We start from the raw sequence: 25,994 nt of genomic DNA, 5'->3' as shown, positions 1-25,994 counted from the left end.
TAATCTATCTGGATTTTTATGATTGGTGTGATCAGCGGCGATGTTATTAAATCGCAAAAAATACCTAAACAACAATACGATGCCATGCTTTACCAGCTAGAGCAAAGTTTACGTGCAAATTGCAATAAAACAACATCTTGGGATATTTACCGTGGGGATGCATTTCAACTACAACTCGATAAAAGTGAACAGTTAGTTACCACCGCTATTCTTATTTATCTACAGTTAAAATCTGCCGGCTATGAATTGCGCCAAAGCATGGCGTTGGGGCACATAGATAACCCTAGTACGAGTATAAAAACTGCTACAGGCTCTGCGTTTACTCTCTCTGGTCATGAGCTAGATAAAATGACAAACCAGCGTTTTACATTTGCTATTGCAGATCAATCGGTTGATGAGAGCTTTAAGCTAAACCTAGCGTTTGTCGATGTATTACTGTGTAAAATAACCCAAAAACAAGCAAATGCTTTGTATGTATATTTAACCCATGCTAATAACAACCATGCAGCTTTAGCTAAAGAGCTCAACACCAGCCGCGAAAACGTTACTAAGCTGCTTAATCTTGCTAACTATCAGCTGATAGAACGATTTATTTTACATGCACAACAACAGCTTAAAAGCATACAGCAAGGACATGACTAATGGAATTTTCACTATTACTCGTCGCACTGATTATTGGCCACTTACTCGCTGATTTTTATTGGCAACCCATGAGCTGGGTAAACGACAGAAACACCCGTCATTTTAAAGCAAAAAAACTTTACTACCATGTATTGGTTCACGGAATTACCAGTGCAGTCGTTGTGGCACTTTGGGAATATAGTTTTGGCTGGCAACAACTAAGCAGCGTATTACTGGCGACCGGCATTATTATGATCAGTCACTACTTTATTGATATTGCTAAATCGTATTCAAATAAAGGCGTAGTGCCTTTTTTATTAGACCAAATTGCACATATCACTGTCATTATTGCGGTAAGTATTTGGCTAACTGACGATCAGCAATTTGCTGACAATGTAATGGCGTTATTGTGCAACGCAAAAGTGCTATGGATTATAACTGGTTACCTTATTATTTTAAGCCCCAGTGCGGTATTTATAAGAATGATGTTAGAGCGCTTAACTAATCACTTTTCTAGTGATGGTAGCCTCCCCTTAGCAGGACAAAGTATTGGTATGCTTGAAAGAGTACTTATGCTGACATTTATTTTATTAGATCAGTTTGCAGGGCTTGGGTTTTTAATTGCCGCTAAATCGGTGTTTAGATTTGGCGACTTAAGTGCCAGCAAAGATAAACAACTCACTGAATATGTGATGCTAGGGACGTTACTGAGCGTTAGTGTTACTTTATTTGTAGGGTTAGCAGTTAATTATTTAATCAGTTAGTAAAGCTTTAAGATAGGCATTAAAAAACGCGCTACCAGTAAAAGTAAGCGCGTTTTTTATTAAAGCGAACTAAACCTAATTAGTCGTTATTTGCTGGACGACGACGGCGCTGGCCATTCCCACCAACCGATTGACGCTTTGCCCATGGGTTTTGTGCATTATCATCGGTTTTAGCTGCTGGCTTTTTAGAGCCACCACGACGAGGGCCTGTACCATTGCCACCATTGTTAGGCTTTTTGCTATTAGGCTTGCTGCTATCTGATTTAGGCTTATTAAATGGTTGTTTTTTCTTTGGCTTTTTAGCCGGTAACGGGCGTGCATCGAGTGCGCGCTCTGCAACAGGGTTAGCCGGTTCAAAACCTTCTTCTTCAGCACGTGGAATTAGCTCGCCAATAAAGCGCTCAATGCCGTATAAATCTACTGCATCGTCAACCGTTACAAACGAAATAGCATGCCCTGATGCCCCCGCACGACCAGTTCGGCCAATACGGTGAACATAATCTTCATATACATTAGGTAAGTCGTAGTTTACAACATGCGGTAATTCAACAATGTCTAAACCACGTGCAACAATATCGGTTGCCACTAATACGCGCACTTCACCACTTTTAAAGCCCTCTAGTGCTTTAACGCGCGCGCCCTGAGATTTATTGCCATGGATTGCCGCACCAACAATATCATCGCGTTCAAGTTGCTTAACTAAACGATTAGCACCGTGTTTAGTACGACTAAATACCAGTACTTGTTGCCAATCGTTGCTACGAATTAAATGGCTTAATAGGGCCGTTTTACGTGCTTTGTCTACTGCGTATACGCTTTGCGTGACACTTTTTGCGGTGGTGTTTTTAGCTGCAACAGAAATTTCAACGGGGTCGTTAATTAACCCTTTTGCCAGCGCGCGAATATCATCCGAAAACGTGGCTGAGAACATTAAGTTTTGACGCTTTTCAGGCATTTTTGCAATCAGGCGTTTAATGTCATGGATAAAGCCCATGTCTAACATACGGTCGGCTTCATCTAAAACCAGTACTTCAACGCTATCAAATTTAACCGCGTTTTGATTGTGTAAATCAATTAAACGCCCTGGTGTCGCCACTAAAATATCAACCCCTTTGCGCAGGCGCTGCATTTGTGGGTTAATTTTAACACCACCGTAAACAACAAACGAACTCACGTTTGAATGCTTAGCATATTCTTCAACGTTTTCGCTTACTTGCAACGCAAGCTCTCGGGTTGGCGTTAAAATAAGCGCACGAACATGATTACTTTTTGCTTTAGTGCCCGACGATAAACGCTCAATAAGCGGCAAAGTAAAACCAGCCGTTTTACCGGTACCGGTTTGCGCTGCGGCCATTACATCGCGACGTGCAATAATTGCTGGAATAGCTTGAGCCTGAATAGGCGTTGGCGTTTCATAGCCCTTTTCTAAAACCGCATTAACTAAAGACTGTGATAAACCTAAACCATCAAAACTCATATAAACTCTCTATTTCAAATTAGGCCAAAGTGGCCAGTTGCGCGCATTATACCTTTAGTAGCTCAGAATGCATGCCATTATTTACTTTGTGCCAAATCAATAAACACAAATACTAAAAAAGCGGCTAAACAGCCGCTTTTTATTTACCTGAGCATTACAAATGCTAAAAGATTATTTTACACCTAACTCACGTAAACGCTCTTGTAAGTAGCTATCTGCTGTGTAGCGTTCAGATAACACTACATCTGGACGAGGGTGTAAAAATAACGGTAATGAAATACGTGATTTGGTTGTTGCTTTACCCGATGGATTAATTACACGGTGAATCGTTGATGGGAAGTAGCCACCCGATGCTTCTTGTAGCATGTCACCAATATTAATAATTAAACTACCAAAATCACATGGCACGTCTAACCAACCGCCATCGGTTTTTTGTACTTGTAAGCCTGGCTCATTTGACGCCGGTAATACGGTTAATAAGTTAATATCACCGTGCGCAGCAGCACGAATAGCACCAGGCTCTTCATCACCTGTCATTGGCGGGTAATGTAAAATACGTAACAACGTTTGCTCAGACTGGGCAATCATATCTTTTAAATCAATAGAGAACTTAGCACGCACTTCTTCAGGCGCTTCAGCCTGCACCCAACTTAATAATGTTGCCGCAAATTCATTAGCTAAACGGTAGTACTCACGAACATCTGCTTCTAATTGTGCAGGAACACGGCCTTTAGGGTAAACATGAAAGTACTCTTTAATGTCTTTTACCGTATGGCCTTTAGCTACTTCTGATACCGACGGTGGAAAATAACCATCTTGCGTTTCTTTTGAAAATAAAAACTCATGCTTTTGCTCTGAGTTAAAAAAGTCTTGCCAATTTTTATAAATAGACTCAACTAAAGATTGCGGAATAGGATGGTTTTTTAATACGCCAAAACCAGTATTTCTCAACGATTCAACAAATTGCGCAGCCGCATCGTCCGCTTTATAATCAACTGTAGGTAATTGCATGGTACATTCCAGTAAGTAGGTTGTTAGAAGCCATTTACTAATCCGCTTAAGCCACAGGTCTACACGAAATTAGTATTACATTCAAATATAGCTTAACTACTTAATTCAAGTAATAAAGGCTGCATTTTTATGCTGTGCGAGGATAGACAAACCCCCTTGAAATTATAAGGACATATGTCCGCACTCAATAAGCAAGCCTTCTCTGCCTTGATCAAGATCAAAATAACGCTTGTATTGAATTTTCATCCCATCGTACCAATCTCTTCTTTATCAGCATCACACACTATATCAACTTGTTAAGGCTCTCTACATGCGACAAAAAGTTTCTTTTAAAAGCGGTGAATTAGAACTCGCTGGACAACTTGAACAGCCCTCTGGTGAAGTGAAATTTTATGCCTTATTTGCTCACTGTTTTACCTGCTCTAAAGATGTAGCGGCTGCAACACGAATAAGTCGCGCGCTCACTCAGCAAGGCATTGCTGTATTACGCTTTGATTTTACAGGGCTTGGTAATAGCGATGGTGACTTTGCCAACAGTAACTTTTCATCAAACATTCAAGACTTAGTGGCTGCAGCCAATCACTTAAGAACACACTTTAAAGCACCTCAGTTATTGATAGGCCACAGCTTAGGTGGTGCTGCGGTGCTTGCAGCAGCAGAGCACATACCCGAAATATCGGCCATTACGACTATAGGCGCGCCATCAGATGCCCAGCATGTTACTCATAACTTTGCTGCTCATTTAGATGAAATAAACCAATCGGGTGAAGCAAAAGTGTGTTTAGCTGGGCGGGAATTTACGATTAAAAAGCAATTTATAGATGACATCGCCAAATACGATAACAGCCATATAGGCAAGCTTAAGCGTGCTTTGTTAGTTATGCATTCTCCTATTGATGCCACCGTGAATATTAGTGAAGCCGAAAAAATTTACGCAGCTGCTAAGCATCCAAAGAGCTTTATTAGTTTAGATAATGCCGATCATTTACTCAGCAATAAAGAAGACGCTAACTACGCAGCCGATGTCATTGCTACGTGGGCTAATCGCTATGTTGAATACGATAAAACACCCTATAGTGCAAAATTAACTAACGGCAGTGTATTAGTTGAAGAAAAAGATCATAAATTCACTCAGCACGTGAGTACTAAAAACCATACATGGCTTGCTGATGAGCCTACCGATGCCGGTGGTAAAAACTTAGGCCCAGACCCTTATGATCATTTACTCGCTGGGCTTGGAGCTTGTACTGCAATGACACTTCGCATGTATGCAAGTCGCAAAGAGTTGCCGCTAGAGCACATAAAAGTAGAGCTCAACCATACCCGCAATTACAACCAAGATTGTGATGATTGTGAAAAAAACGGCAATCTAGAGGCCATTATCCGCAAAATAACCTTACAAGGTGATTTAACTGACGCTCAGCGAAATCGATTACTCGAAATAGCCGACAAATGCCCTGTGCATAAAACGCTACATAACAGCCCTTTGGTGGTTAGTGAATTAGTGGGGTAACTAAAACAAAAATAGCGCAGTAAGCCCTGCGCTATATTTAGGATTTTAATTTAAAAACTGACTGTATCGTTTAATTTTCTAAAAACGCCGCTACCTCTTTACTCATTCTATCCACCAGCCATTTAGGCCCGCCATCGTACATATCGTTGTGACGTGATTTTTCTATCAACGTTTGCGTAACAGGATAAACGGTTAACTCTTGGTCGGTTAAAAGCACGTTTGCATCGGCTGGATAATCACTACCGCGCAGTGTGAGCACGCGTGTGTTTTTATTGCGTGGCAATAACATGCGGCGGTGATCGAGCGTAATTAATTGGCTTACTTCACTTGGATAAATAGCTGCATACAAGGCTGAAATATCTCCACCATTTGAGTGACCAAATAAAGTGAGTTTTGTAAAATCATACTCAGGGTATTTAACACTTAGCTCGTTGACTAAAAATTTGAGGGTTACAACACCCCGGTGCCAATTTTCCATACGAGTAGTTAGGTATGGCTGCGCACGATTAAGTGCAGGGTCACTTTTAAGTTCATGTGCTACCGCAATGCTTAAATAGCCTTGCGCATTAAATAACTTACTCGCAAAGGTGTATTCATCGTGGCTAATGCCATACCCTGCATTTACAAATACCACTGGGCATTTTAATTGCGCGCTGCACTTAAGGTGGTTAGCTGGTAGGGTAATATTTACAGGTATAGAGCGATTACGACTTTCATCAATGATTGCATCGTCTTGGGCATAACTTGATGATGCAAATAGCATAGTGCTTAAAGTCAGTGCACTTAACATTAAACGCTTTTTTATAATTTTTAACATGCATTCCCTTGTATTACTTATACATTTTTAACTAACATTAATTTTTATTATAAAGGTTAGCGCGCGCCTTTGCTAATTTGTGCGATAATAGCGATTATTGTTTTACTATTATCGCAAAAGAATCCATTCATGAAATCATACAGCAGCATTGAACAACGCATCGACATTCTACAAAGCAGAATTGAAGCCTACCAAGAAGAAATTAAAGTGTTACAAGCCGAGCCGAAAAGTAACAACGAACGCATTATTTTTAAGTTCATTGAAACCGGCAGTACAGGTAAAACCAAAGACTTTGTGAGAGAGCTGGGAATTAAATCACCGCGTGATAGCTTATATTCATCAGGTGATGTAACTAAACTGATTAAAGATGGCGCTGATGATATTTCGCCAGAGCTACTGAGCATAGCCCGTGCACTTGCTAGCGCGCGCAACAAAAATGGCCCTGCTTGCTAATAGTAAATATAATAACGTATTAGCCGTAAGCTCTTGCGGCTAATCAACCAGCTCGATATCAAGTCCTGTTAATAGATTTAACGCTTCAAGCCGTTCAAACTTTGCATTACTCACATCATTGCTTGTTATATCAATATTAAATTGCGTTGCGCCAACAAAGTTTACTTTACTCAAATTAGTTTGATGAAACAGGCTGTCTCTAAAGTCAGTATCCGAGAAGTTGCTTTGAGCTAAGTTAGCGTGTCTAAAATCGACATCTTTGGCAAAACAGTTCGTCATTGTTAAGGCTTTTAACTGTAATTCAAAAAACGAACTATGGCTCAGCTCACACTGTTTAAAACTCACCGGTGACGTTAGCGCTAATTGCGGCCAATTTACTTGCCCCCACACTATGCTATTGAGCTTACAATTTGCAAAGCTCACCTCTTCTAAGGAGCTGTAATTCCAATTAAGTTCAGTCAAATTACAGTTAATAAATTCACACTCTATAAACCGACAGGCACTAAACTGGCTGTGACTAAAATCGCAATCAATAAACTGACATTGTTCAAACTCAATATCGCTAAAGCGCTTTGCATTTGCTGTAAAGTTTGAAAATGACTGATCAAAATAATGACTATCTTTAAATAACTCGCTCATAAAAATAAAGCACCTAAATTGGGTTATGCCGAACAAAAAACCCCTTAGGTATTTAGCCTAAGGGGTTTTGATCTAACTAAAAGCTAGCTTTATTCTGCGCTTGGTAATTCTTTCTCAACTACACTAATTGCAAGCTCTGTCAGCGAATCGCTGTTAGCTTTGCTTGGTGCATCGGTTAATAAACACGATGCTTGTGTGGTTTTAGGGAAAGCAATAACGTCACGAATGTTATCAGTACCACATAACAACATAACTAAACGGTCTAAACCGAACGCTAAACCTGCATGCGGCGGTGTGCCGTATTTAAGTGCATCAAGTAAGAAACCAAATTTATCTTGCTGCTCTTGCGCTTCAATACCTAAAATTCTAAATGCCGCTTCTTGCATATCTGCATTGTGAATACGTACCGAGCCACCGCCCACTTCGTAGCCGTTTAATACCATATCGTAAGCATCTGAAATAGCCGCTGCTGGGTTTGCTTCAAGCTCACTGGCACTAATATCTTTTGGTGCAGTAAATGGATGGTGTACAGCGTGTAATGTGCCTTCGTCATCTTCTTCAAACATTGGGAAGTCAACAACCCAAAGTGGTGCCCAGCTATCTAAATTAGTGATTTCTAAATCAATACCAATTTTTAAACGAAGTGCGCCCATGGCTTCATTTACGGTGTTGCGTTTATCCGCACCAAATAAAATGATATCGCCTGTTTGTGCATTAGTACGTTCAAGTAACTGCGTGATCACATCTTCATTTAAGAATTTAGCGATTGGCGATTGCACGCCCTCAACGCCTGCATCGCGGTCATTTACTTTCATCCACGCTAAACCTTTAGCACCGTAAATACCGATAAACTTAGTGTAATCATCTAGTTGCTTACGAGAAAGTGATGCGCCACCTGGTACCGTTAATACTGCAACACGGCCTTTTTCATCGTTTGCAGGGTCTGAGAATACTTTAAATTCTACGTCTTTTACTAAATCAGCAACATCAATAAGCTTCATTGGGTTACGTAAGTCTGGCTTATCAGAACCATATAAGCTCATTGCCTCAGAGTAAGGCATAATTGGGAAATCACCTAAATCAACATTTAGTAATGACTGCCACATTTCGCGGATCATTTTCTCTGTCATGCCACGTACTTGATCAGAGCTCATGAACGAGGTTTCTAAATCTATTTGAGTAAATTCAGGTTGACGGTCAGCACGTAAGTCTTCGTCACGGAAACATTTAACAATTTGGTAGTAACGGTCAAAACCCGACATCATCAACAATTGCTTAAATAACTGTGGCGACTGCGGTAATGCGTAAAAGCTACCTTTGTGTACACGACTTGGTACTAAATAATCACGCGCACCTTCTGGCGTTGCTTTAGTTAATACTGGCGTTTCGATATCTAAAAAGCCATTTTCATCTAAAAAGCGACGTACAAAGCTGCTTGCTTTAGCACGTAATTTAATACGGTCGCTCATTTCTAAACGACGTAAATCTAAGTAACGGTATTTTAAACGACGCTCTTCTGAGTTCACTTGGTTAAAATCAAGTGGCATAGGCTCAGAGCGGTTAATAATCGTTAAACCCGTGCCTAAAATTTCTACTTCACCGGTAGCCATGTCTTTATTTACTTGGCTATCTGGGCGAGCGCGTACAATCCCTTTTAACTGAACACAAAATTCTTGACGAAGTTTGTTAGCTGTTTCCATTAATCCTTCAACTTCCGGATCGAATACAACTTGTACTAAACCTTCTCTATCGCGTAAATCGACAAAGATAAGTCCACCAAGGTCACGTCGTTTGTTGATCCAGCCACATAGTTCAACTTCCTGATCTACGTGAGTTTTATTTAGCTGTCCGCAGTATATAGAGCGCATAGTTTTCCTGTCAGATAAAAGGCATATAGCGGTTAAACACTGTTGTTTTAAAAGTTTTTATAAACACCAAAATGAAAATAAAGCCGCTAGCAATTCAAAATAATCAAATTAAGCCCTGCATTATACCCAAGTAGGTTGAAGATGCTAGGGCGTGTTTACCTTTCGGGGTGGAATTTACAGCGCACTGTTTTGTTATTTGTTACACTACCGGCACTTTATATCAAGGCTTTTGTTTGTATGCTATATATTGGATGCCCGCAATGGTCGAGCAACGCATGGAAAGGAAATTTATTTTCACGCCAGTGTAAAAATGCCGATATGCTTAGCGAATATGCGCAGCATTTTAATTCGGTAGAAGGTAACACCAGTTTTTATGCCGATCCCTTGCCTGACACTGTATTACGATGGGCTGCCAGTGTACCCGATGAGTTTAAATTTACCTTTAAGTTTCATCGGCGCTTTAGTCACGAACTCCAACTTACTAACGTGCAACATGAGCTAACTAATTGGCTTAATTTATTCGCCCCTCTATTTGAAAAAACAGGGCAAATAATGCTGCAATTACCTAAAGCGTTTGCGCCACAACATTTAGCTAAGCTTGCCGCTTTTATTGAGTTACTTCCTAAAGAGCTAAACTATGGGGTTGAGGTACGCCACCCTGATTTTTTTAAAAAAGGTGAGGCCGAAATCGCACTTAATCAGCTTTTAATGGCACATAATATAAACCGTATTGCTATGGATACTCGGGCGCTCTTTGCAGTAAAGCCAACCACCGAAGCGCTAATAGACGCACAACAGAAAAAACCGCATTTACCAGTTCACGCTATTGCTACGGGCTCGCAGCCTATGGCGCGCTTCGTTATTGCTAACTTAGAAAACGATTATAAGACCTTTTATCAGCCTTGGCTTAGCAAAGTAACCCAGTGGCTTGATGAGGGCAAAAGCCCCTATGTGTTTTTTCATACCGCTGATAACCGCGAAGCGCCGCTGCTGGCTCGCCAGTTTTGCCAAGATTTGGGGTATAATCACAATGTACTCAATCCATTTAGTGGCGAAAAAGAAGCCCACCAGCAAGCACTTTTTTAAAAATAAATTCAAAATACAGAGACAATAATGAGTGAATACGCACGTTACTTTACCGGCTACCCTGCCAATATCGTTGAGCAAGTATTAGGACTAATAAAAGCAGGAAAGGTAAGTGAGTATTTACTTAAAAAGTACCCGCAGGCGCATCGTATTACCAGTGATAAGTTACTGTATAGCTACGCCACTGAGCTAAAAAAGCAATATTTAAAAAACGCCCCGCCATTTGGCCGCGCTGCGTTTAAAAAACAAGGTGATATGGTTACCAATGCGCTCGGTACCCACACGTACCGTATGCAAGGTAAAACCCGCAAGCACGATTTAGCAATAAACAGCGATTTATTGCGCGCCCCTGAGCCATTATTAAAAGCATTAGTGGTGCACGAACTCGCGCATTTTAAAGAAAAAGACCATAACAAAGGCTTTTATAAATTATGCTGCCATATGGAGCCGCAGTACCATCAGCTAGAGCTGGATTTACGGATTTTTTGTGTAGCTATTGCGATGGGTGAGAATCCGTATATTTAGTGCTATATAGATTTTATCTTTTTTCAAAAAAGTACCGTTTAATTAAAAATAAAGTGAGATCAATATGCTTCAATTATTGCAAGAATCAGCTGAAAAATACCCATTAATTATTCAGCCATTATCTAGCTTTTTAGCAATATTCTTTGCTTTCTTAATCGCATTCTATGTTCAGTATAGAATGGATAAAAGGCAGCGTAATAATCATGAGTACGAAAGAGGTGAAAAACTTAGAGCCGTTGAAAGAGAAAAAATTGAGGTTATTTTTAAATCTGTCGAAACTTATATAAATGATTCTCGTAGCTTAATGTCACTTTTAAATTCAAATGTCGATATTAAACACTCTAATGAAAAGACAGATAATGATATAAAAACTATTCTTATCAGAAACGCGATAAGTCTAAACAGTAGTAATAATAACGTTTCAGAGGCAGCAATTATTTCAAAATTAAATTTTAATGAGTTAGCTCAAGTTTCTGACAACTTTATTGAAGCTGACTCTAAATTTTATACCTTTCTTGAAAATCTTGTTCAATTCCAAAAGCAGGAGTGGAAAGCTGAGCTTAGGAAGGAGTTAAACGCGGTTCAAAAATCTGCAATAAATTGGAAGGAAGAAATAAACAAAATGAGTAAAGATAAAAAGTATATAAAATAAACTCAAATAAAAAAGTACGATTTCAAATCGCACTTTTTTATTTGAGTAACTTTTTAACTTACCACTAATAGCTACAAACTGACAGCTAGCTCGTTAGATTTCGTTTCACTCAACCCAATTTACGTAAAACGTTAAAGCCCTAATTCGGCCATAAAGTCGTCGTCGCTATCATCTTGCTTTGGCTGTTTTGCTTTTTCTTTATCCGCTTTTTGCTTGGCTTCGTTTGCGATGATGTCGTCTGGGTCTACAGCTTCTACAATGTCAAAGTCGTGAAGTTTAATAAACTCTGTTTTATCCATCGCTAATTCTAAATAGAAGATATTTTGATTGCGAGTTGTAAACGTTACACGGCGAGCTTGCGGGCGATCCATAGTGGTATCAACCGATATTTGCACTTGCTTATTAATAGCCATCATTTTTGGCTGGTTTTGGGTAATAGAGGTATGTAGCTGTTCACGCACTTTTGACGTGAAGTCGCCCACTATTTGGTTCATCAACTCACCCATCACGTTTGAAACGTCATCAGATAAGTGACTATGCGCGATTTCGTCTTCTGGCATGCCCATATTACGCATGTAATCGCCATAAATTTCCATCGCCGCTTGCGCCGTAAAGTTGGTAACAACTAAGCCGGTAAAGCCCCCGTCAAATAAAACAAAACAACCTATGTCTGGTCGCATACATGTGCGGGTAATTTTTTGTACCATGGCTGAATAGCTGATCTCGTTGCCGCTGGCTGATGAAAGTACACCCGTTACTGAGTGGCATAATGTTGCTAATATATCGTCGGTACTAATAACCTTACTTTTGCTCATTTAATAATCTCTTTTATACTTATTCTTCATAATTCTAGTCAAGCTACTGAATTTATCACTGACTATCCAGCATAAAATGTTAAAATAGCACTATTATTTTCAAAGAGACTGCCTTCGTGAGTATAAAAGACAGTATTTATGCCTCTGAGCAACAAGTAAAAGACTTTAGTTTTGATCAAAACGTGGTTGAAGTATTTCCCGACATGATCCAACGCTCGGTACCCGGTTATGCCACTATTGTAAGTACCATGGGAAAATTAGCTGGTGAGTATGCTCAGCCAAATTCAAATTTGTATGACCTAGGCTGCTCGTTAGGGGCGGTTACCCTAAGTATGCGCCGTAATATTCAAACTGATAGCTGTCATATTATTGCTGTAGATAACTCACAAGCCATGGTGGAGCGTTGTAAGGTCCATTTACAAGGGTTCAGATCTGATGTTCCTGTAACGGTTACATTAGGTGATATTAACGAGCTTGATATTCAAAATGCCTCAGTAGTAGCGATGAATTTTACTCTGCAGTTTATTCCACCTGCGCAGCGCAAAGCGGTACTTGAAAAAATATACGCTAATTTAAAGCCCGGTGGCGTTTTGCTATTAAGTGAAAAAATTAAAGCCGAAAACGAGCAATGTGATAACTTACTGATTGACTTGCACCACGACTTTAAACGTCATAATGGCTACTCTGAGCTAGAAATAAGCCAAAAGCGTACCGCCATTGAAAACGTAATGCGCCCCGATACACTTAGCACACATACACAACGTTTAAGCGACATTGGTTTTAGCCAAACGCAAGTGTGGTATCAATGTTTTAATTTTTGCTCAATGGTAGCAATTAAATAATTTAGAGAGTGACACATGTCTGCATGGTTTAACCAATTTTACGCTGCTATTGCACAAAGCCCACTTAGCCACTGGCTAGAAACCTTGCCTGCGCAATTAAAGCATTGGCAACAAGAGGCCAGCCATGGCGATTTGCCTCAATGGCAAAAAGTACTAAAAAACTTACCTGAGGTATCAACAAACCAAGTTGATATTGTCAGCAAAGTAGCAATAGGCGCGCCTGGCGAAATGACTGAAGGCGAAAAAAAGCAAACCACGCATTTATTAAAACGCATGATGCCTTGGCGAAAAGGTCCATTTAATGTGCACGGTATCGATATTAATACAGAATGGCGCAGTGACTGGAAATGGGATCGACTCCTACCGCATATTGAGCCATTAAAAGGCCGTACTGTATTAGATATTGGTTGTGGCTCGGGATATCACTTATGGCGTATGCGCGGTGAAGGTGCACAGTTTGTGGTGGGTATTGACCCATCTGACTTATTTTTGTGCCAGTTTCAGGCAATTAAACACTTCAACCCTGATGAAAACGTGCATTTATTACCATTAGGTGTAGAAGCCCTGCCAGAGCTTAAAGCATTTGATACGGTATTTTCGATGGGAGTACTTTATCACCGTCGCTCACCTATCGACTTTTTAGCGCAATTAAAGGCACAGCTTCGCCCTGGTGGTGAGCTAGTACTTGAAACTTTAGTTATTGAAGGCGATGAAAACACCGTTTTAGTACCGACCGACCGCTACGCAAAAATGCGTAATGTATGGTTTATTCCAAGCACTGCGGCATTAAAATTGTGGATGGAACGTGTTGGCTTTAAAGATGTGCAAATTAAAGATTGTGCTATTACAACGCTCGACGAGCAGCGTAAAACTGACTGGATGGAAAACGAATCTTTAGTTGACTTTTTAGACCCTACTGACACCAGTAAAACCATTGAAGGCTACCCTGCTCCACTTAGAGCGATACTTACAGCTAAAGCCTAATTTGTAGTATTAATTTTTATTTCCATATTAAAAAGCGCCATTGGGCGCTTTTTTTGTTTACTAATACAGCAACTAGCGGACAAGTGTCCTTGTCTTTAAAATCAAATCCAGATTTCAACTAGCCGCGCCCTTGCAATTGTTGTAAAATACGCGCGTTTCTAAGTAAGCATCAAAACAACTATTTTGAGGAAAACCTGTGAGCGAACAAAAACAGTCTCTAAGCTATAAAGACGCGGGCGTAGATATCGACGCTGGTAATGCACTTGTTGAGCGTATTAAAGGCGTAGTTAAAAAAACTCGTCGTCCTGAAGTGATGGGCGGAATTGGTGGTTTTGGCGCACTTTGCGAAATTCCTGAAGGTTATAAGCAACCCGTACTTGTAGCAGGCACTGACGGTGTTGGCACTAAGTTACGTTTAGCAATTGACCTTAAAAAGCACGATACTGTAGGTATCGACTTAGTTGCGATGTGTGTAAATGATTTAATAGTACAAGGCGCTGAACCCCTGTTTTTTCTAGATTACTATGCAACGGGTAAACTAGATGTAGACACAGCAGCCGACGTAGTAACCGGTATTGGTAAAGGTTGTGAAATTTCAGGTTGTGCCCTAATTGGTGGCGAAACAGCTGAAATGCCAGGTATGTATGATGGTGAAGACTACGACATGGCAGGCTTTTGTACCGGTGTGGTAGAAAAATCAAAAATTATTGATGGCACAAAAGTAGCCGCAGGCGATCAGCTAATTGCGCTTGCTTCTAGTGGTCCACACTCAAACGGTTTCTCACTAATTCGTAAAGTATTAGAAGTCTCTAACGCTGATACTAACCAAGTGATTGATGGCAAAACCTTAGGTGAGCACCTTTTAGAACCAACACGCATTTACGTTAAGCCATTACTTGAGTTGTTTAAGCAAGTAGATGTGCATGCGCTTTCGCATATTACTGGTGGCGGTTTTTGGGAAAATATCCCTCGTGTATTACCTGAATCTGCTAAAGCGGTTGTTAAAGGTGATAGCTGGCAGTGGCCTACTGTATTTAGTTGGTTGCAAGAAAATGGCAATATTACCACTCACGAAATGTACCGCACATTCAACTGTGGCGTAGGTATGGTGTTAGTTGTACCTGCAGATCAACTTGATAACAGCTTAAACATTTTAAAAGATCTTGGCGAAAACGCATGGCACCTTGGTGAAATTCAAGATGCGGTCGCGGGCGAAGAGCAAGTTGAAATTGTAGGTGGTGCTGCGTAATGGCACCCACTCGTCTAGTAGTTTTAATCTCAGGCAGTGGCTCAAATTTACAAGCCATTATTGATGCCTGTGAAAGCGGCGAGATAAACGCTCATATTGCGGCTGTTATTAGTAATAAAGCAGACGCATATGGGTTAGAGCGTGCAAAAAGTGTAGGCATTGCTACGCAAGTACTGAGTCATAAAGAGTTTGACTCACGCGAAGCTTACGATGCCCAGTTAATGCATATAATTGACTCTTTTGAACCAAATCTAGTTGTATTAGCTGGGTTTATGCGTATTCTAACTCCTAGCTTAGTGCAAAAATATGTTGGAAAAATGTTGAACATTCATCCATCTTTGTTGCCTAAGTACCAGGGGCTGAATACCCACCAAAGAGCAATTGATGCAAAAGACGACGTTCACGGCGTTAGTGTTCACTTTGTAACTGAAGAATTAGATGGCGGACCCGTTATTCTTCAAGCTAAAGTGCCTGTATTAGCAAACGATACAGCAGACACGCTCGCTAAACGTGTGCATGCGCAAGAGCACATAATTTATCCTTTGGTGGTCAAGTGGTTCAGTGAACAACGACTTACGATGGAAGCAGATTATGCAGTTCTTGACGAAAAACAACTTCCTGCACACGGCGCGCACTACCCAAAATAAAAAATTAAGTGCTTGGCTACTATGTGCGGGCACTTTATTACTTCCTACCAGCCTGATTGCAGGCGAGTTAACCCAGTACCAAGCTAGTTATGATATTTTGCGCAAAGGCACTAATCATGGCAAAGCCGAGCGAGAACTAAAAAAACTCGATAATAATAACTACCAAGTCACTTACCACAGCGATATTGAATGGATGATTTTCTCTGACTCACGTCAAGAGTCATCAACCTTTAGCTTTATGAATGATAAAGTAGAGCCTATTGATTACACGATGATCCGCACAGGCACAGGGCCTGACAAAAAGTATGAAATTAACTTTGACCGTCTAACCAAAACTGTTACCAGTAACACCAGCGACTACCCGTTAAAATGCCAATGGCATGATAACTTCCAAGATGGTATTTCTTATCAAGTACAAGTTCGTGAAGGTCTTAAAAAAGGCAAAACCAACTTCTCGTTTCCGTTGGTTGATAAAAAAGGTAATTGCCGTGACTACGACTTTGAAGTGGTAGAAACCGAAATGATTTCTCTGCCTATAGGTAATGTAGAAGCAGTGAAAGTTAAACGCTTATACGATAACGATAAACGCCAAGCTTTAGCCTGGTTTGCCCCAGAAATGGATTACATGCTAGTGCGCATGTGGAAAGGCGAAAAAGGTGTGGAGCAGTTTGAAGTACAGATGAACTCATTTACCGTGATCAACCCACCTGCTTTACCTGCACAAGTTAAAAACGAAATAACACCTGAATAAATTGCTTAAAAGGTGAAAGTGAAAGGCCCAAGTGTGACGACCATAACTTGGGCTTTTCATTTTAATACTTAAATTTAAAACTTTAAGCTGGGTTTCATTTCACTCTACCCAAGCTACATTAATTCACCCATTTTAAATAACGCAAACTCTCCTGGCTGCATTTTTTGCCAGCGCTCATCATTCGTCAAAGGCCTTGTGGCTATAACCGTCACTACATCGTTTGGCGTGGTTTCTTGTTGAAAGTCGACCACCATGTCCGCATCAATCAATGTAGCTTTACCAAATGGCGCACGGCGCGTTATATAGTGTAAGTTATTAGTACAATACGCTAAAACAAATACACCATCGGTCAATAACATATTAAATACGCCCTTTTCACGCAGTGTATGCGAAAGCTTGGCGGCATATCTAAAAACCGACGCCATATTACTTGGACGCTTTGGGTATTTTTCGCGAATTTTGTCAAGTAACCAACAAAAAGCGAGTTCACTGTCGGTGTTTCCCACAGGTCGATAATACTCTGGTTTTAAATCGTGATAATTTGAAAGCTGCCCATTGTGCGCATAGGTTATTTCGCGCCCCCACAACTCTCGGGTAAACGGATGAGTGTTTTCAAGACACACCCGACCACGATTCCCTTGGCGAATATGACTAATAACCGATACGCTTTTAATTGGGTACGCTTTTACCAGCTTTGCTATTTCTGACTGGTAACTTGGCTCTGGATCTTTAAAGGTTCTGCAGCCTTTACCTTCATAAAAAGTAATACCCCAGCCGTCTTTATGCGGGCCAGTATTTCCACCACGCTCCAACAACCCTGAAAAACTAAAACAAATATCCGTTGGCACATTGGCTGACATGCCAAGTAATTCACACATAAAATAAATAAACCTTTAAAAAGCTAAACATAGAATATCGTTCTATTTTTAATAAGCGTACACTGATCATCATAAGTATATTTACTTAATTAAACTTATATTACTACTAGATTAATTGATTTTTTTAATGCTTATATTTTTTTATGATAAGCCAAAATAAACGATTACAGCCAAACTGTTCGTATAACATACAACGCATTGTAATAATCGTACCGATAACTACACTTTAATCTAAGTAATGTACTTGAAACTTAGCGTTACTAGCGCTACTCTAAACGAGGTGGTCTGACCTCTATTAAGGAATTAGCAATGACACTCATATTTACACTTGGTTTAATCGCACTGCTCAGCATTGCGCTTTACCACAGAGCGAGTTGGAACACAGCACTTGGTGTTTCTGCCGCAACATTATTAATTGGTACCTTTGCTGGTGCTTTTGGTTTAATTAGCTGGGTGATCTTTTTAATCATCGCAGTGCCTCTTTCAGTTACTGGTATTCGCCAGCAATACATTATCAAACCTATTTTCACCATCTTTAAAAAAGTAACACCGAGTATGTCTGACACCGAAAAGTCAGCAATCGATGCGGGTACTACGTGGTGGGAAGCGGATTTATTTTGTGGTAATCCAGATTGGAAAAAGCTTCACCAGTATCCAGTTCCAAAACTTACTATTGAAGAGCAGGCATTTATCGACGGCCCTGTTGAAGTTGTATGTAGTATGCTTGATGATTGGGAAGCTACGCATGAGCTGACTGATTTACCTCAGGATGTATGGCAATATCTAAAAGATAACAAGTTCTTTGCCATGATCATTAAAAAGGAATACGGCGGCTTAGAATTCTCTGCATTTGCACAATCGTGTGTACTGCAAAAACTAACCAGTAAATCAACATTGCTTTCGTCAATTGTTGGTGTACCTAACTCGTTAGGCCCAGGTGAGCTATTACAGCACTATGGTACTGAAGACCAAAAAAATCATTACTTACCGCGTTTAGCAAGCGGTCAAGAAATTCCATGTTTTGCACTTACCTCGCCAGAGGCGGGTTCTGATGCAAGCTCAATTCCAGACTACGGTGTAGTGTGTAAAGGGCAATGGAATGGCGAAGAAGTAGTTGGTGTAAGCCTTACATGGAACAAACGTTACATAACACTTGCGCCTGTAGCTACGGTACTTGGTCTAGCATTTAAGTTACAAGATCCTGATGGATTATTAAGCGACGTTAAAGAGCCAGGTATTACCTGCGCACTGATCCCAACAGATACCCCAGGGGTAGAAATTGGTCGTCGCCACTTCCCGCTTAATGTGCCATTCCAAAACGGCCCTACTCGCGGTAAAGATATTTTCGTTCCACTTGATTACATTATTGGCGGCCCAGAAATGGCTGGTCAAGGCTGGCGTATGCTAGTTGAATGTTTATCGGTTGGTCGTGCAATTACGTTGCCGTCAAATTCAGCCGGTGGCATTAAAATGATTGCAGTAGCAACCGGTGCTTATAGCCGTATTCGTCGTCAATTCCGCTTACCTATTGGTAAAATGGAAGGGGTTGAAGAATCAATGGCGAAGCTTGCCGGTTATGCTTACAGCTCAGACGCTGCAGTAAGCATGTCTACGGGCGCGGTTGATTTAGGCGAGAAACCATCAGTTGTGTCGGCGATTATTAAGTACCACCTTACCGAGCAAATGCGCGATTCAACCATTCATGCAATGGACGTGCTAGGCGGTAAAGGGATCATGCTTGGGCCAAATAACTATTTGGGTCGTGGCTATCAAGGTGCACCTATTGCCATTACCGTTGAAGGTGCAAACATCTTGACCCGTAATATGATTATTTATGGTCAAGGTGCAATTCGTTGTCATCCATTTGTACTTACCGAGCTAGGTGCGTGTGAAATTGAAGACCGCGAAGAAGCGCTTAACGTATTTGATAAAGCGCTAATGGGTCACATTGGCTTTACCATGTCTAACCTTGTACGTACTAAGTGGCTTGCGCTTACTGGCGCTCGCTTTACTAGCGTGCCATACAAAGACGAAACTGCAGAGTTTTACCGTATTGCGTCTCGCTTTAGTGCATCACTTGCACTTATGTCAGACATTAGCATGGCGGTATTTGGTGGTTCTCTTAAACGTAAAGAACGTATTTCAGCACGTTTAGGCGACTTATTAAGTTACCTTTACTTAGTATCTGCAACGCTAAAACGTTACAACGACGAAGGCCGTAAAAAAGAAGATTTTGCATTGGTTCAATGGAGCTGTCAGGATCACCTTTACCACTGCCAGCGTGCACTTGCTGATTTAATCAATAACATGCCGTCGGCTCCACTACGTGGTGTTTTAAAAGTATTGTTATTCCCGTTTGGTCGTCCGGTTCGTAAACCTACCGACAAACTTGAGCACAAACTAGCGCAGTTGTTACAAGTTCCTAGCGAAACACGTAATCGTTTAGCAAGCTATGTATACCTTACAAACGAACCGCTTAACCTTGTAGGCCGTCAAGAGCAAACGCTTAAAGACGTTCTAGAAGTCGAGCCATTGTTTGAGCGTGTATGTAAAGAGAAAGGCGTAAAGCTGCCATTCTTCCAGCTTGATAAAGTGGCGCAAATGGGTTTAGAAGCGGGTATTTTAAGCCAAGCAGAAGCCGATAAGCTCGCTGCAGTAGAAAAAGATCGTCTAGACGTGATTAATGTTGATGACTTTGACCCTGCAGATTTACTTGCTGGCAAAGCAGCGCGTAATAGCAAAGCTAAAACTAAAAAGGCAGATGCTGCTTAACTTTACTAATAAAAGCTAAGCAACACACCTGTTATAACCATCCAAACCAGCGCATAATGCGCTGGTTTTTTTTGCGCTAAGGCCTGTTGTAGTAAACACCAAACAACCCCTATTACTAGCAATAAGCAATTTGCTTGATTAAATAAAGCCACAAAACCAACCAGTGCGAGTAATAATACAATTAAGCTAGGAATAAATAAGCTAACAAAGAATGCTGTTTGCTTATTCTGCATGTTAAAAAACACACTGTACTGCTGATATAGGTGACGACAATCAAATTGTAGTGAGCTACTAAATAACACCACAAAGGCAAGTGACAAAATACTGAATATAGCAGCTAAATCAGCGCGCTCTTGTAACAACACCTTGGATGCCATAAATACACATAGTAATAAAGCTCCTCGCCATATCAAAGCCCAGCTATTATGCATAAAAAATAACAGCCAAAAGCCTGAAAGTGAATTCAACTTTAGCTTAGCTGTAGCATTAAAAGGGACCATCAAGGTACTTAGCGCAAATAACAGAACAAAGCCGCTATGATAAAGCAATGGACTGACATCAAGCGGTAACGTTGCCCAAATTGCGGATAACAAAAAACCATAAACCAGCGCTATTGGCTTGTATAAACATAAAATGCCGAGCACAAATTGCAATAGTAAAAACAACCAGAAATGCGGCACTCTAAGCCACTGACTCACACTAAGATCAATCGCGATAATGAGGCTCGCAATCAACCAGCCATTGCTTAAAAGTAATAGCTTTATATCCATAAAACCAAGCCAATATCGCTTCACCAATGTTTGTTGAAAGGCACGTTGAGCGCTGTTTTTTATAGCAGATTTCATTGCGCTCAACATGACACTTTGCAACAGCAAATACAGCCAAGCCATCTGTGCACCATACTGCGGTGCATCGCTGCTATCGATAATTTTTCCCAGCCCTAAAAACAACAGTAAAATCATACCAAGCATGGCAGAGCCAAGTACCACTAGAAATAACAAGCCAAAGTTTTTAAGTTGCAACAATAATTGCGTGAGTTCAGTTTTGTAAGCCTGATAACGATAATCCATAAAGGAGCGATATTGCCCGATTGATTGTTTTAAATTTGCAATCATAACGGTATACACTCAAAGCCACGCTCAATAAATGGCGCTGGTTCATGGCAAGTGATGACTATTTGCCCATTTGGCTTATCTATTAGATATTCATCAAGCAGCACTAATAAATACTGAATACTGGCTTGATCAAGTGCTGCGCTGGGTTCGTCTAGAAGTAAATAAGGTGCGTCACGCATAAGCGCTAAAATTAACTGGCATTTCTTTTGATTACCTGACGACAGCGCATCAAAACGAGTATTTAAAAATTCATTGAAATTAAACCCATCTATTATTGTCGTTGGCCAATCACAACCCAGCGTATTCACGGACAAGTTAATAATTTGCTTTGCCGTAAGAAAGTCAGGTAAAGCAATACAGTCTGAGGCTATAGCAACTTGTTTATGCGGTTCGGTTAATGCTTTTTTAGAAAATAAAATCTGCCCACTTTGGCGCGTTTCGAGCTCTGCCAACATCATCAACAACGTTGTTTTACCTTGGCCATTAGGCGCTTCAATGCATATTTTAGGTGCACAAAACTGCACACTATAGCCACTGTACAATACGTTTTCAGCAAACTGTTTATGTAACCCAATGACTTCTATCATAAATACTCCCTGATTTTGAAAGTGAATTATAACTGGTTTTCTATTTTCGTGGGCTACATGGTTTGTAACACTTTATTGCAGTTCGAATAGGCTAATTACTTGCGTTTAAAAAATGTTCGGTTAACACTAAAAGTCTATAATTATAATCCAAGGAATGTATCTATGAAAAAAGCCCTCAAATTTGCATGTATTACCTGTGCAGTATCAATTGCATTAACAGGTTGCAGTCAATCTAATAATTCAGCCTCTACCCCTGTGGCAACTGAGCAAACACAACAAGTAAAAACCTATAACGCTAAAACCTTTTTTGATACAACATCTATCATGGGCAGTAGCTTTTCCCCGACTGGCGATAAAGTTCTAGTTAGTAGCGATGAAAGCGGTATCTATAGCCTCTATGAAGTCGATGTAAAAACAGCAAGTAAAACGCGCCTAACCAATTTTGAAGACAGCACCTACCCTATTCGCTATTTCCCAAATGATGAGCGTGTACTATTTACCAAGGACTCAGGCGGTAATGAGCGCTACCATGTTTATGTGCGTGAAGTTGATGGTTCAATCAAAGATTTAACTCCAGGGGAAGAAACCCGCGCGAGTTTTACAGGCTTTACTAAAGATGGCAGTCAGTTTTTTATTACCAGTAATCAACGCGATGCCAAGTTTATGGACTTGTATCGTGTAGATAGCAAAACCTATAAAGTCACGCCCGTTTATCAAAACACACAAGGACTAGATGTGGGCGCAATTAGCCCTGATGGACGCTACATTGCACTGTCTAAAAATAATACCAATAAAGACAGCGATACGTTTATTCTTGATACCTATAAGAAAACCCTCAAGCCGCAATTAATTTCAAAACACGATACACCAGCACAATATACGCCTGAGACCTTCTCTGTAGACAGCAAATATTTATACTACTCAACAGACGCTAAAGGAGAGTTTTCAGAGGTGTGGCAATATGAGCTCGCCACAGGCAAGCACAGCCCAGCATTAAAAGATGATTGGGACGTTAGCTTTATTTACTTTTCTAAATCTGGGCGTTACCAAGTAAGCGGTGTAAATGCTGATGCCAGCACAAAGGTCACAGTAAAAGACACGCAAACAGCGGATGAAATTGCCATGCCTAAATTACCTGCGGGAAATCTACGTGGTGTGAATTTCTCAAGCGATGAGAAAACCATGGCGTTTTATTTAAATTCAGATACCTCACCAAGCAACTTATTTGTTTGGCAAGTTGGCAGTAATGAAGCCAAGCAACTTACCAACACATTAAGTGAAGATATAGATCAAAACGACTTAGTAGAGAGCACCATTGTGCGCTTTAAAAGTTTTGATGATTTAGAAATACCGGGCGTATTATACAAACCAAAACAAGCCAGCAGCACCAATAAAGTACCTGCACTTATTTGGGTGCATGGCGGCCCAGGTGGGCAAAGCCGAACTGGTTATAGCGCAATGCAGCAACATTTAGTTAATCATGGCTATGCTATTTTTGCCGTCAATAACCGCGGTAGCTCAGGCTATGGTAAAACATTTTTCCATTTAGACGATAAAAAACATGGCACCGATGATCTACAAGATATTGTCTACGGTAAAAAACACTTACAAAGCCTAGATTGGGTCGATGCAGATAAAATCGGCATCATGGGTGGTAGCTACGGCGGCTTTATGACCGCAGCCGCGCTTGCCTTTGAACCGGAAGAGTTCAAAGTAGGTATCAATATTTTTGGTGTGACTAACTGGGTACGCACACTGAACTCAATTCCACCATGGTGGGAAAGCTTTAAAAAGGCGCTATACGATGAAATGGGCGATCCTGCCACCGATGGTGAACGTCACCGTGCTATTTCACCGCTATTTCATGCCGATAACATCACTAAGCCTTTAATGGTTATTCAAGGTGCTAATGATCCACGCGTATTACAAATTGAAAGCGATGAGTTGGTTGCTGCGGTTAAAGCTAATGGTGTGCCAGTAGAGTATGTATTATTTGATGATGAAGGCCACGGTTTTAGCAAAAAAGAAAACCGTATCAGCGCCTCCAACGCCTACCTAAACTTTTTAGATACTTACTTGAAAGAACGCTTTGGCCCACAAGGGTAATTGTAAGCCAATTTATATTAAAGCCTGCTGCGTTTTCATGTACGCAGGCTTTTTATTGCTTGGTTAATCTAGGTTCCAGTAAAGCGAGCGCCAAACCAAATACAGCAGCAAAAATACCTAAAAACTCAAACCAACTATTGCCTGCATGTGGCATAGTCCGCGAAAGCTCATTTGCAGTATAAACACGTTTACCTCCCTCAACCTCTTCAACAAATGATTCACCGACATACTCATCCATTAACTTAAAACTTGGTACCCTTCTGGCCAGCATTTCCCGATTTTTCTCATCTCTTTTTTCTCGATTCGACTCAATAATATAATTGCTCCAATGAGTAAAAACATTCAGAGGTTCACCTGTTTTGATCACACCTTGTGATTTATATTCGTAAAAGCGCTCATTGAACACATAGTTTTTATGTCCTGCATAAAACAATGCACAACCAATAGATATTAAAAACATTGCGAGATAAATAACCTTACGCTGTGTGGCTGAGCTCTTTACTGCTTTACTTTTATACCACAGCTCTACATCGGGTATTTGCATCAGTCTAACTTTATCGTGACTCGATACTAGTGGCTTCATAAACTCATCAATTGAAAGATCTAATGCTATCAATAAAGCTCTAAATATTTCATTGGAGGGAATTGATTTATCGTTTTCAAGCTTGGATAAATAACTCTGCTCTATACCCGCTTGCTGGGCAAATTCAGGTTGGCTCAATTTTTTATTATTTCTTAGCTGCTTTAATTGCTGACCTAATGTACTCATCTTAATGCTTCCTTTTTTAAAGTGAGGTTAGATTCTTGGTAATTCATGCAGAGATAAGAAGCTGAATATTAAAGAATAGCCAAGAATATTAGCAGGTTAGTATAGAAGAGTCGAGCTGATAGCTGATAGCTGATAGCTGATAGCTGATAGCTGATAGCTGATAAAAAATTATGTTTGGATTTATTAATAAGGAAATTATTTATTGCTTGTTATTGAGGAAATAACAAGTGGCGGAGTGGACGGGACTCGAACCCGCGACCCCCGGCGTGACAGGCCGGTATTCTAACCAACTGAACTACCACTCCGCAGTGGTATGTGCATGGGGTAATGCACTTACTAATTTTGTTACGATATCAAATGGCGGAGTGGACGGGACTCGAACCCGCGACCCCCGGCGTGACAGGCCGGTATTCTAACCAACTGAACTACCACTCCGCAGAGATATCTTTTTACTTGTCATTACTTAATTTGTTGGCGGAGTGGACGGGACTCGAACCCGCGACCCCCGGCGTGACAGGCCGGTATTCTAACCAACTGAACTACCACTCCAGCATACAAATTTTGTAATATAACAGTGTTTAAATAGTTGGCGGAGTGGACGGGACTCGAACCCGCGACCCCCGGCGTGACAGGCCGGTATTCTAACCAACTGAACTACCACTCCAGCGCGTATTTAAACTGTTATTTTTTCTTATTGGCGGAGTGGACGGGACTCGAACCCGCGACCCCCGGCGTGACAGGCCGGTATTCTAACCAACTGAACTACCACTCCATAATAAGAATATGTTTTACAACCATATGTTGTGTAAGTGTTGGCGGAGTGGACGGGACTCGAACCCGCGACCCCCGGCGTGACAGGCCGGTATTCTAACCAACTGAACTACCACTCCAGCGCATACTTACAAATTGTCGAAAATTGGCGGAGTGGACGGGACTCGAACCCGCGACCCCCGGCGTGACAGGCCGGTATTCTAACCAACTGAACTACCACTCCGCATTTTCGTTTCTGTCTGAGTCTCCCCTGACAGCGGCGTGAATAATACGAACCAGCCC

General features: G+C 40.8%; 24 protein-coding genes and 7 tRNA genes. 14 read left to right on the top strand and 17 right to left on the bottom strand.

Annotation, left to right across the window (positions count from 1 at the left end; translation table 11 throughout):
• Positions 1-18: 18 nt before the first annotated feature.
• Positions 19-642 carry a hypothetical protein gene (locus ACNSN3_RS04645; RefSeq protein WP_138596424.1) on the top strand — a complete coding sequence of 208 codons (624 nt, stop codon included), beginning with the start codon at positions 19-21 and terminating at the stop codon, positions 640-642.
• Positions 642-1,385 (top strand): DUF3307 domain-containing protein, encoded by a 744-nt coding sequence (locus tag ACNSN3_RS04640; protein WP_418608656.1) that lies wholly within the window; start codon positions 642-644, stop codon positions 1,383-1,385. The genes ACNSN3_RS04645 and ACNSN3_RS04640 overlap by 1 nt, the downstream gene beginning before the upstream one ends.
• A gap of 79 nt (positions 1,386-1,464) precedes the next feature.
• On the opposite strand, the gene ACNSN3_RS04635 is transcribed toward ACNSN3_RS04640, so the two are convergent.
• Both ACNSN3_RS04635 and ACNSN3_RS04630 read right to left on the bottom strand, forming a co-directional pair.
• Positions 1,465-2,862 (bottom strand): DEAD/DEAH box helicase, encoded by a 1,398-nt coding sequence (locus ACNSN3_RS04635; protein ID WP_350654954.1) that lies wholly within the window; start codon positions 2,860-2,862, stop codon positions 1,465-1,467.
• Between the two features lie 171 nt (positions 2,863-3,033).
• Positions 3,034-3,873, bottom strand: coding sequence for an isopenicillin N synthase family dioxygenase (locus tag ACNSN3_RS04630; RefSeq protein ID WP_013464577.1), 840 nt, complete (start codon positions 3,871-3,873; stop codon positions 3,034-3,036).
• Between the two features lie 310 nt (positions 3,874-4,183).
• On the opposite strand from ACNSN3_RS04630, the gene ACNSN3_RS04625 reads away from it, so the two are divergent.
• Positions 4,184-5,386, top strand: a complete 1,203-nt coding sequence (locus ACNSN3_RS04625) for an alpha/beta fold hydrolase (RefSeq protein WP_418608655.1) — start codon at positions 4,184-4,186, stop codon at positions 5,384-5,386.
• A 70-nt stretch (positions 5,387-5,456) separates the two neighbouring features.
• Here ACNSN3_RS04625 and ACNSN3_RS04620 read toward each other — a convergent pair whose 3' ends face one another.
• Positions 5,457-6,203 carry an alpha/beta hydrolase gene (locus ACNSN3_RS04620; RefSeq protein ID WP_418608654.1) on the bottom strand — a complete coding sequence of 249 codons (747 nt, stop codon included), beginning with the start codon at positions 6,201-6,203 and terminating at the stop codon, positions 5,457-5,459.
• A gap of 129 nt (positions 6,204-6,332) precedes the next feature.
• Between ACNSN3_RS04620 and ACNSN3_RS04615 the strand changes: the two genes are divergently transcribed.
• Positions 6,333-6,656: a hypothetical protein gene (locus ACNSN3_RS04615; protein ID WP_008111621.1), complete on the top strand. Its 324-nt coding sequence runs from the start codon at positions 6,333-6,335 to the stop codon at positions 6,654-6,656.
• A gap of 39 nt (positions 6,657-6,695) precedes the next feature.
• Here the strand turns inward: ACNSN3_RS04615 and ACNSN3_RS04610 are convergent, their stop codons facing one another.
• Both ACNSN3_RS04610 and aspS read right to left on the bottom strand, forming a co-directional pair.
• A complete protein-coding gene (locus ACNSN3_RS04610) occupies positions 6,696-7,295 on the bottom strand; it encodes a pentapeptide repeat-containing protein (protein WP_418608653.1) in 600 nt (199 codons plus the stop codon).
• A gap of 89 nt (positions 7,296-7,384) precedes the next feature.
• A complete protein-coding gene (gene aspS / locus ACNSN3_RS04605) occupies positions 7,385-9,163 on the bottom strand; it encodes an aspartate--tRNA ligase (protein WP_418608652.1) in 1,779 nt (592 codons plus the stop codon).
• A gap of 237 nt (positions 9,164-9,400) precedes the next feature.
• Between aspS and ACNSN3_RS04600 the strand changes: the two genes are divergently transcribed.
• From ACNSN3_RS04600 to ACNSN3_RS04590, 3 genes are all read left to right on the top strand, one after another.
• The gene (locus tag ACNSN3_RS04600) at positions 9,401-10,249 is read left to right on the top strand and encodes a DUF72 domain-containing protein (protein ID WP_008111629.1); all 849 of its coding nucleotides are present in this window, start codon (positions 9,401-9,403) and stop codon (positions 10,247-10,249) included.
• Between the two features lie 27 nt (positions 10,250-10,276).
• On the top strand, positions 10,277-10,774 hold the full coding sequence (locus tag ACNSN3_RS04595; RefSeq protein ID WP_418608651.1) for a M48 family metallopeptidase: 498 nt from the start codon (positions 10,277-10,279) through the stop codon (positions 10,772-10,774).
• Between the two features lie 64 nt (positions 10,775-10,838).
• Positions 10,839-11,426 (top strand): hypothetical protein, encoded by a 588-nt coding sequence (locus ACNSN3_RS04590; protein ID WP_076921601.1) that lies wholly within the window; start codon positions 10,839-10,841, stop codon positions 11,424-11,426.
• Between the two features lie 131 nt (positions 11,427-11,557).
• Here ACNSN3_RS04590 and ACNSN3_RS04585 read toward each other — a convergent pair whose 3' ends face one another.
• Positions 11,558-12,241, bottom strand: coding sequence for a DUF3334 family protein (locus ACNSN3_RS04585; RefSeq protein WP_010391441.1), 684 nt, complete (start codon positions 12,239-12,241; stop codon positions 11,558-11,560).
• A gap of 116 nt (positions 12,242-12,357) precedes the next feature.
• Here ACNSN3_RS04585 and cmoA point away from each other — a divergent pair, with 116 nt between their 5' ends.
• The 5 genes from cmoA to ACNSN3_RS04560 all read left to right on the top strand — a co-directional run bounded on the left by cmoA (position 12,358) and on the right by ACNSN3_RS04560 (position 16,714).
• Positions 12,358-13,083, top strand: coding sequence for a carboxy-S-adenosyl-L-methionine synthase CmoA (gene cmoA, locus ACNSN3_RS04580; RefSeq protein ID WP_008111640.1), 726 nt, complete (start codon positions 12,358-12,360; stop codon positions 13,081-13,083).
• A 15-nt stretch (positions 13,084-13,098) separates the two neighbouring features.
• Positions 13,099-14,067, top strand: coding sequence for a tRNA 5-methoxyuridine(34)/uridine 5-oxyacetic acid(34) synthase CmoB (gene cmoB / locus ACNSN3_RS04575; RefSeq protein WP_010391439.1), 969 nt, complete (start codon positions 13,099-13,101; stop codon positions 14,065-14,067).
• 196 nt (positions 14,068-14,263) lie between these two features.
• The gene (gene purM, locus ACNSN3_RS04570; protein WP_054202176.1) at positions 14,264-15,316 is read left to right on the top strand and encodes a phosphoribosylformylglycinamidine cyclo-ligase; all 1,053 of its coding nucleotides are present in this window, start codon (positions 14,264-14,266) and stop codon (positions 15,314-15,316) included.
• Complete coding sequence (gene purN / locus ACNSN3_RS04565) at positions 15,316-15,963, top strand: phosphoribosylglycinamide formyltransferase (protein WP_054202175.1); 648 nt, start codon at positions 15,316-15,318, stop codon at positions 15,961-15,963. The genes purM and purN overlap by 1 nt, the downstream gene beginning before the upstream one ends.
• Positions 15,917-16,714: a DUF3108 domain-containing protein gene (locus ACNSN3_RS04560; RefSeq protein ID WP_418609041.1), complete on the top strand. Its 798-nt coding sequence runs from the start codon at positions 15,917-15,919 to the stop codon at positions 16,712-16,714. The genes purN and ACNSN3_RS04560 overlap by 47 nt, the downstream gene beginning before the upstream one ends.
• Positions 16,715-16,827: 113 nt before the next feature.
• Here the strand turns inward: ACNSN3_RS04560 and ACNSN3_RS04555 are convergent, their stop codons facing one another.
• On the bottom strand, positions 16,828-17,592 hold the full coding sequence (locus ACNSN3_RS04555) for a class II glutamine amidotransferase (RefSeq protein WP_008111650.1): 765 nt from the start codon (positions 17,590-17,592) through the stop codon (positions 16,828-16,830).
• A gap of 309 nt (positions 17,593-17,901) precedes the next feature.
• Between ACNSN3_RS04555 and fadE the strand changes: the two genes are divergently transcribed.
• Complete coding sequence (gene fadE, locus ACNSN3_RS04550; protein WP_418608650.1) at positions 17,902-20,364, top strand: acyl-CoA dehydrogenase FadE; 2,463 nt, start codon at positions 17,902-17,904, stop codon at positions 20,362-20,364.
• A 5-nt stretch (positions 20,365-20,369) separates the two neighbouring features.
• Here fadE and ACNSN3_RS04545 read toward each other — a convergent pair whose 3' ends face one another.
• Together ACNSN3_RS04545 and ACNSN3_RS04540 are read right to left on the bottom strand one after the other, a co-directional pair.
• Positions 20,370-21,479 carry a DUF6136 family protein gene (locus tag ACNSN3_RS04545; protein WP_418608649.1) on the bottom strand — a complete coding sequence of 370 codons (1,110 nt, stop codon included), beginning with the start codon at positions 21,477-21,479 and terminating at the stop codon, positions 20,370-20,372.
• On the bottom strand, positions 21,476-22,066 hold the full coding sequence (locus tag ACNSN3_RS04540) for an ABC transporter ATP-binding protein (protein ID WP_013464562.1): 591 nt from the start codon (positions 22,064-22,066) through the stop codon (positions 21,476-21,478). The genes ACNSN3_RS04545 and ACNSN3_RS04540 overlap by 4 nt, the downstream gene beginning before the upstream one ends.
• 162 nt (positions 22,067-22,228) lie before the next feature.
• On the opposite strand from ACNSN3_RS04540, the gene ACNSN3_RS04535 reads away from it, so the two are divergent.
• Positions 22,229-24,172, top strand: coding sequence for a S9 family peptidase (locus ACNSN3_RS04535; protein ID WP_418608648.1), 1,944 nt, complete (start codon positions 22,229-22,231; stop codon positions 24,170-24,172).
• Positions 24,173-24,224: 52 nt separating this feature from the next.
• On the opposite strand, the gene ACNSN3_RS04530 is transcribed toward ACNSN3_RS04535, so the two are convergent.
• The 8 genes from ACNSN3_RS04530 to ACNSN3_RS04495 form a co-directional block, all read right to left on the bottom strand.
• A complete protein-coding gene (locus ACNSN3_RS04530; RefSeq protein WP_008111733.1) occupies positions 24,225-24,941 on the bottom strand; it encodes a helix-turn-helix domain-containing protein in 717 nt (238 codons plus the stop codon).
• A gap of 228 nt (positions 24,942-25,169) precedes the next feature.
• Positions 25,170-25,246, bottom strand: a tRNA-Asp gene (locus tag ACNSN3_RS04525).
• A gap of 53 nt (positions 25,247-25,299) precedes the next feature.
• A tRNA-Asp gene (locus tag ACNSN3_RS04520) sits at positions 25,300-25,376 on the bottom strand.
• 37 nt (positions 25,377-25,413) lie between these two features.
• A tRNA-Asp gene (locus ACNSN3_RS04515) sits at positions 25,414-25,490 on the bottom strand.
• Positions 25,491-25,528: 38 nt separating this feature from the next.
• Positions 25,529-25,605: transfer RNA gene (locus ACNSN3_RS04510), tRNA-Asp, on the bottom strand.
• A gap of 31 nt (positions 25,606-25,636) precedes the next feature.
• A tRNA-Asp gene (locus ACNSN3_RS04505) sits at positions 25,637-25,713 on the bottom strand.
• Positions 25,714-25,754: 41 nt separating this feature from the next.
• Positions 25,755-25,831: transfer RNA gene (locus tag ACNSN3_RS04500), tRNA-Asp, on the bottom strand.
• Between the two features lie 27 nt (positions 25,832-25,858).
• Positions 25,859-25,935 (bottom strand) — tRNA-Asp (locus ACNSN3_RS04495).
• Between the last annotated feature and the right edge of the window lie 59 nt (positions 25,936-25,994).

Origin of the sequence: Pseudoalteromonas sp. US3C1004 (assembly GCF_048401065.1) — a bacterium.
In the GTDB taxonomy this organism is placed as follows: Bacteria; Pseudomonadota; Gammaproteobacteria; order Enterobacterales; family Alteromonadaceae; genus Pseudoalteromonas; species Pseudoalteromonas undina.
Note: the sequence above shows the minus strand (reverse complement) of the source record. Positions and strands in the feature narration are given on the sequence as shown.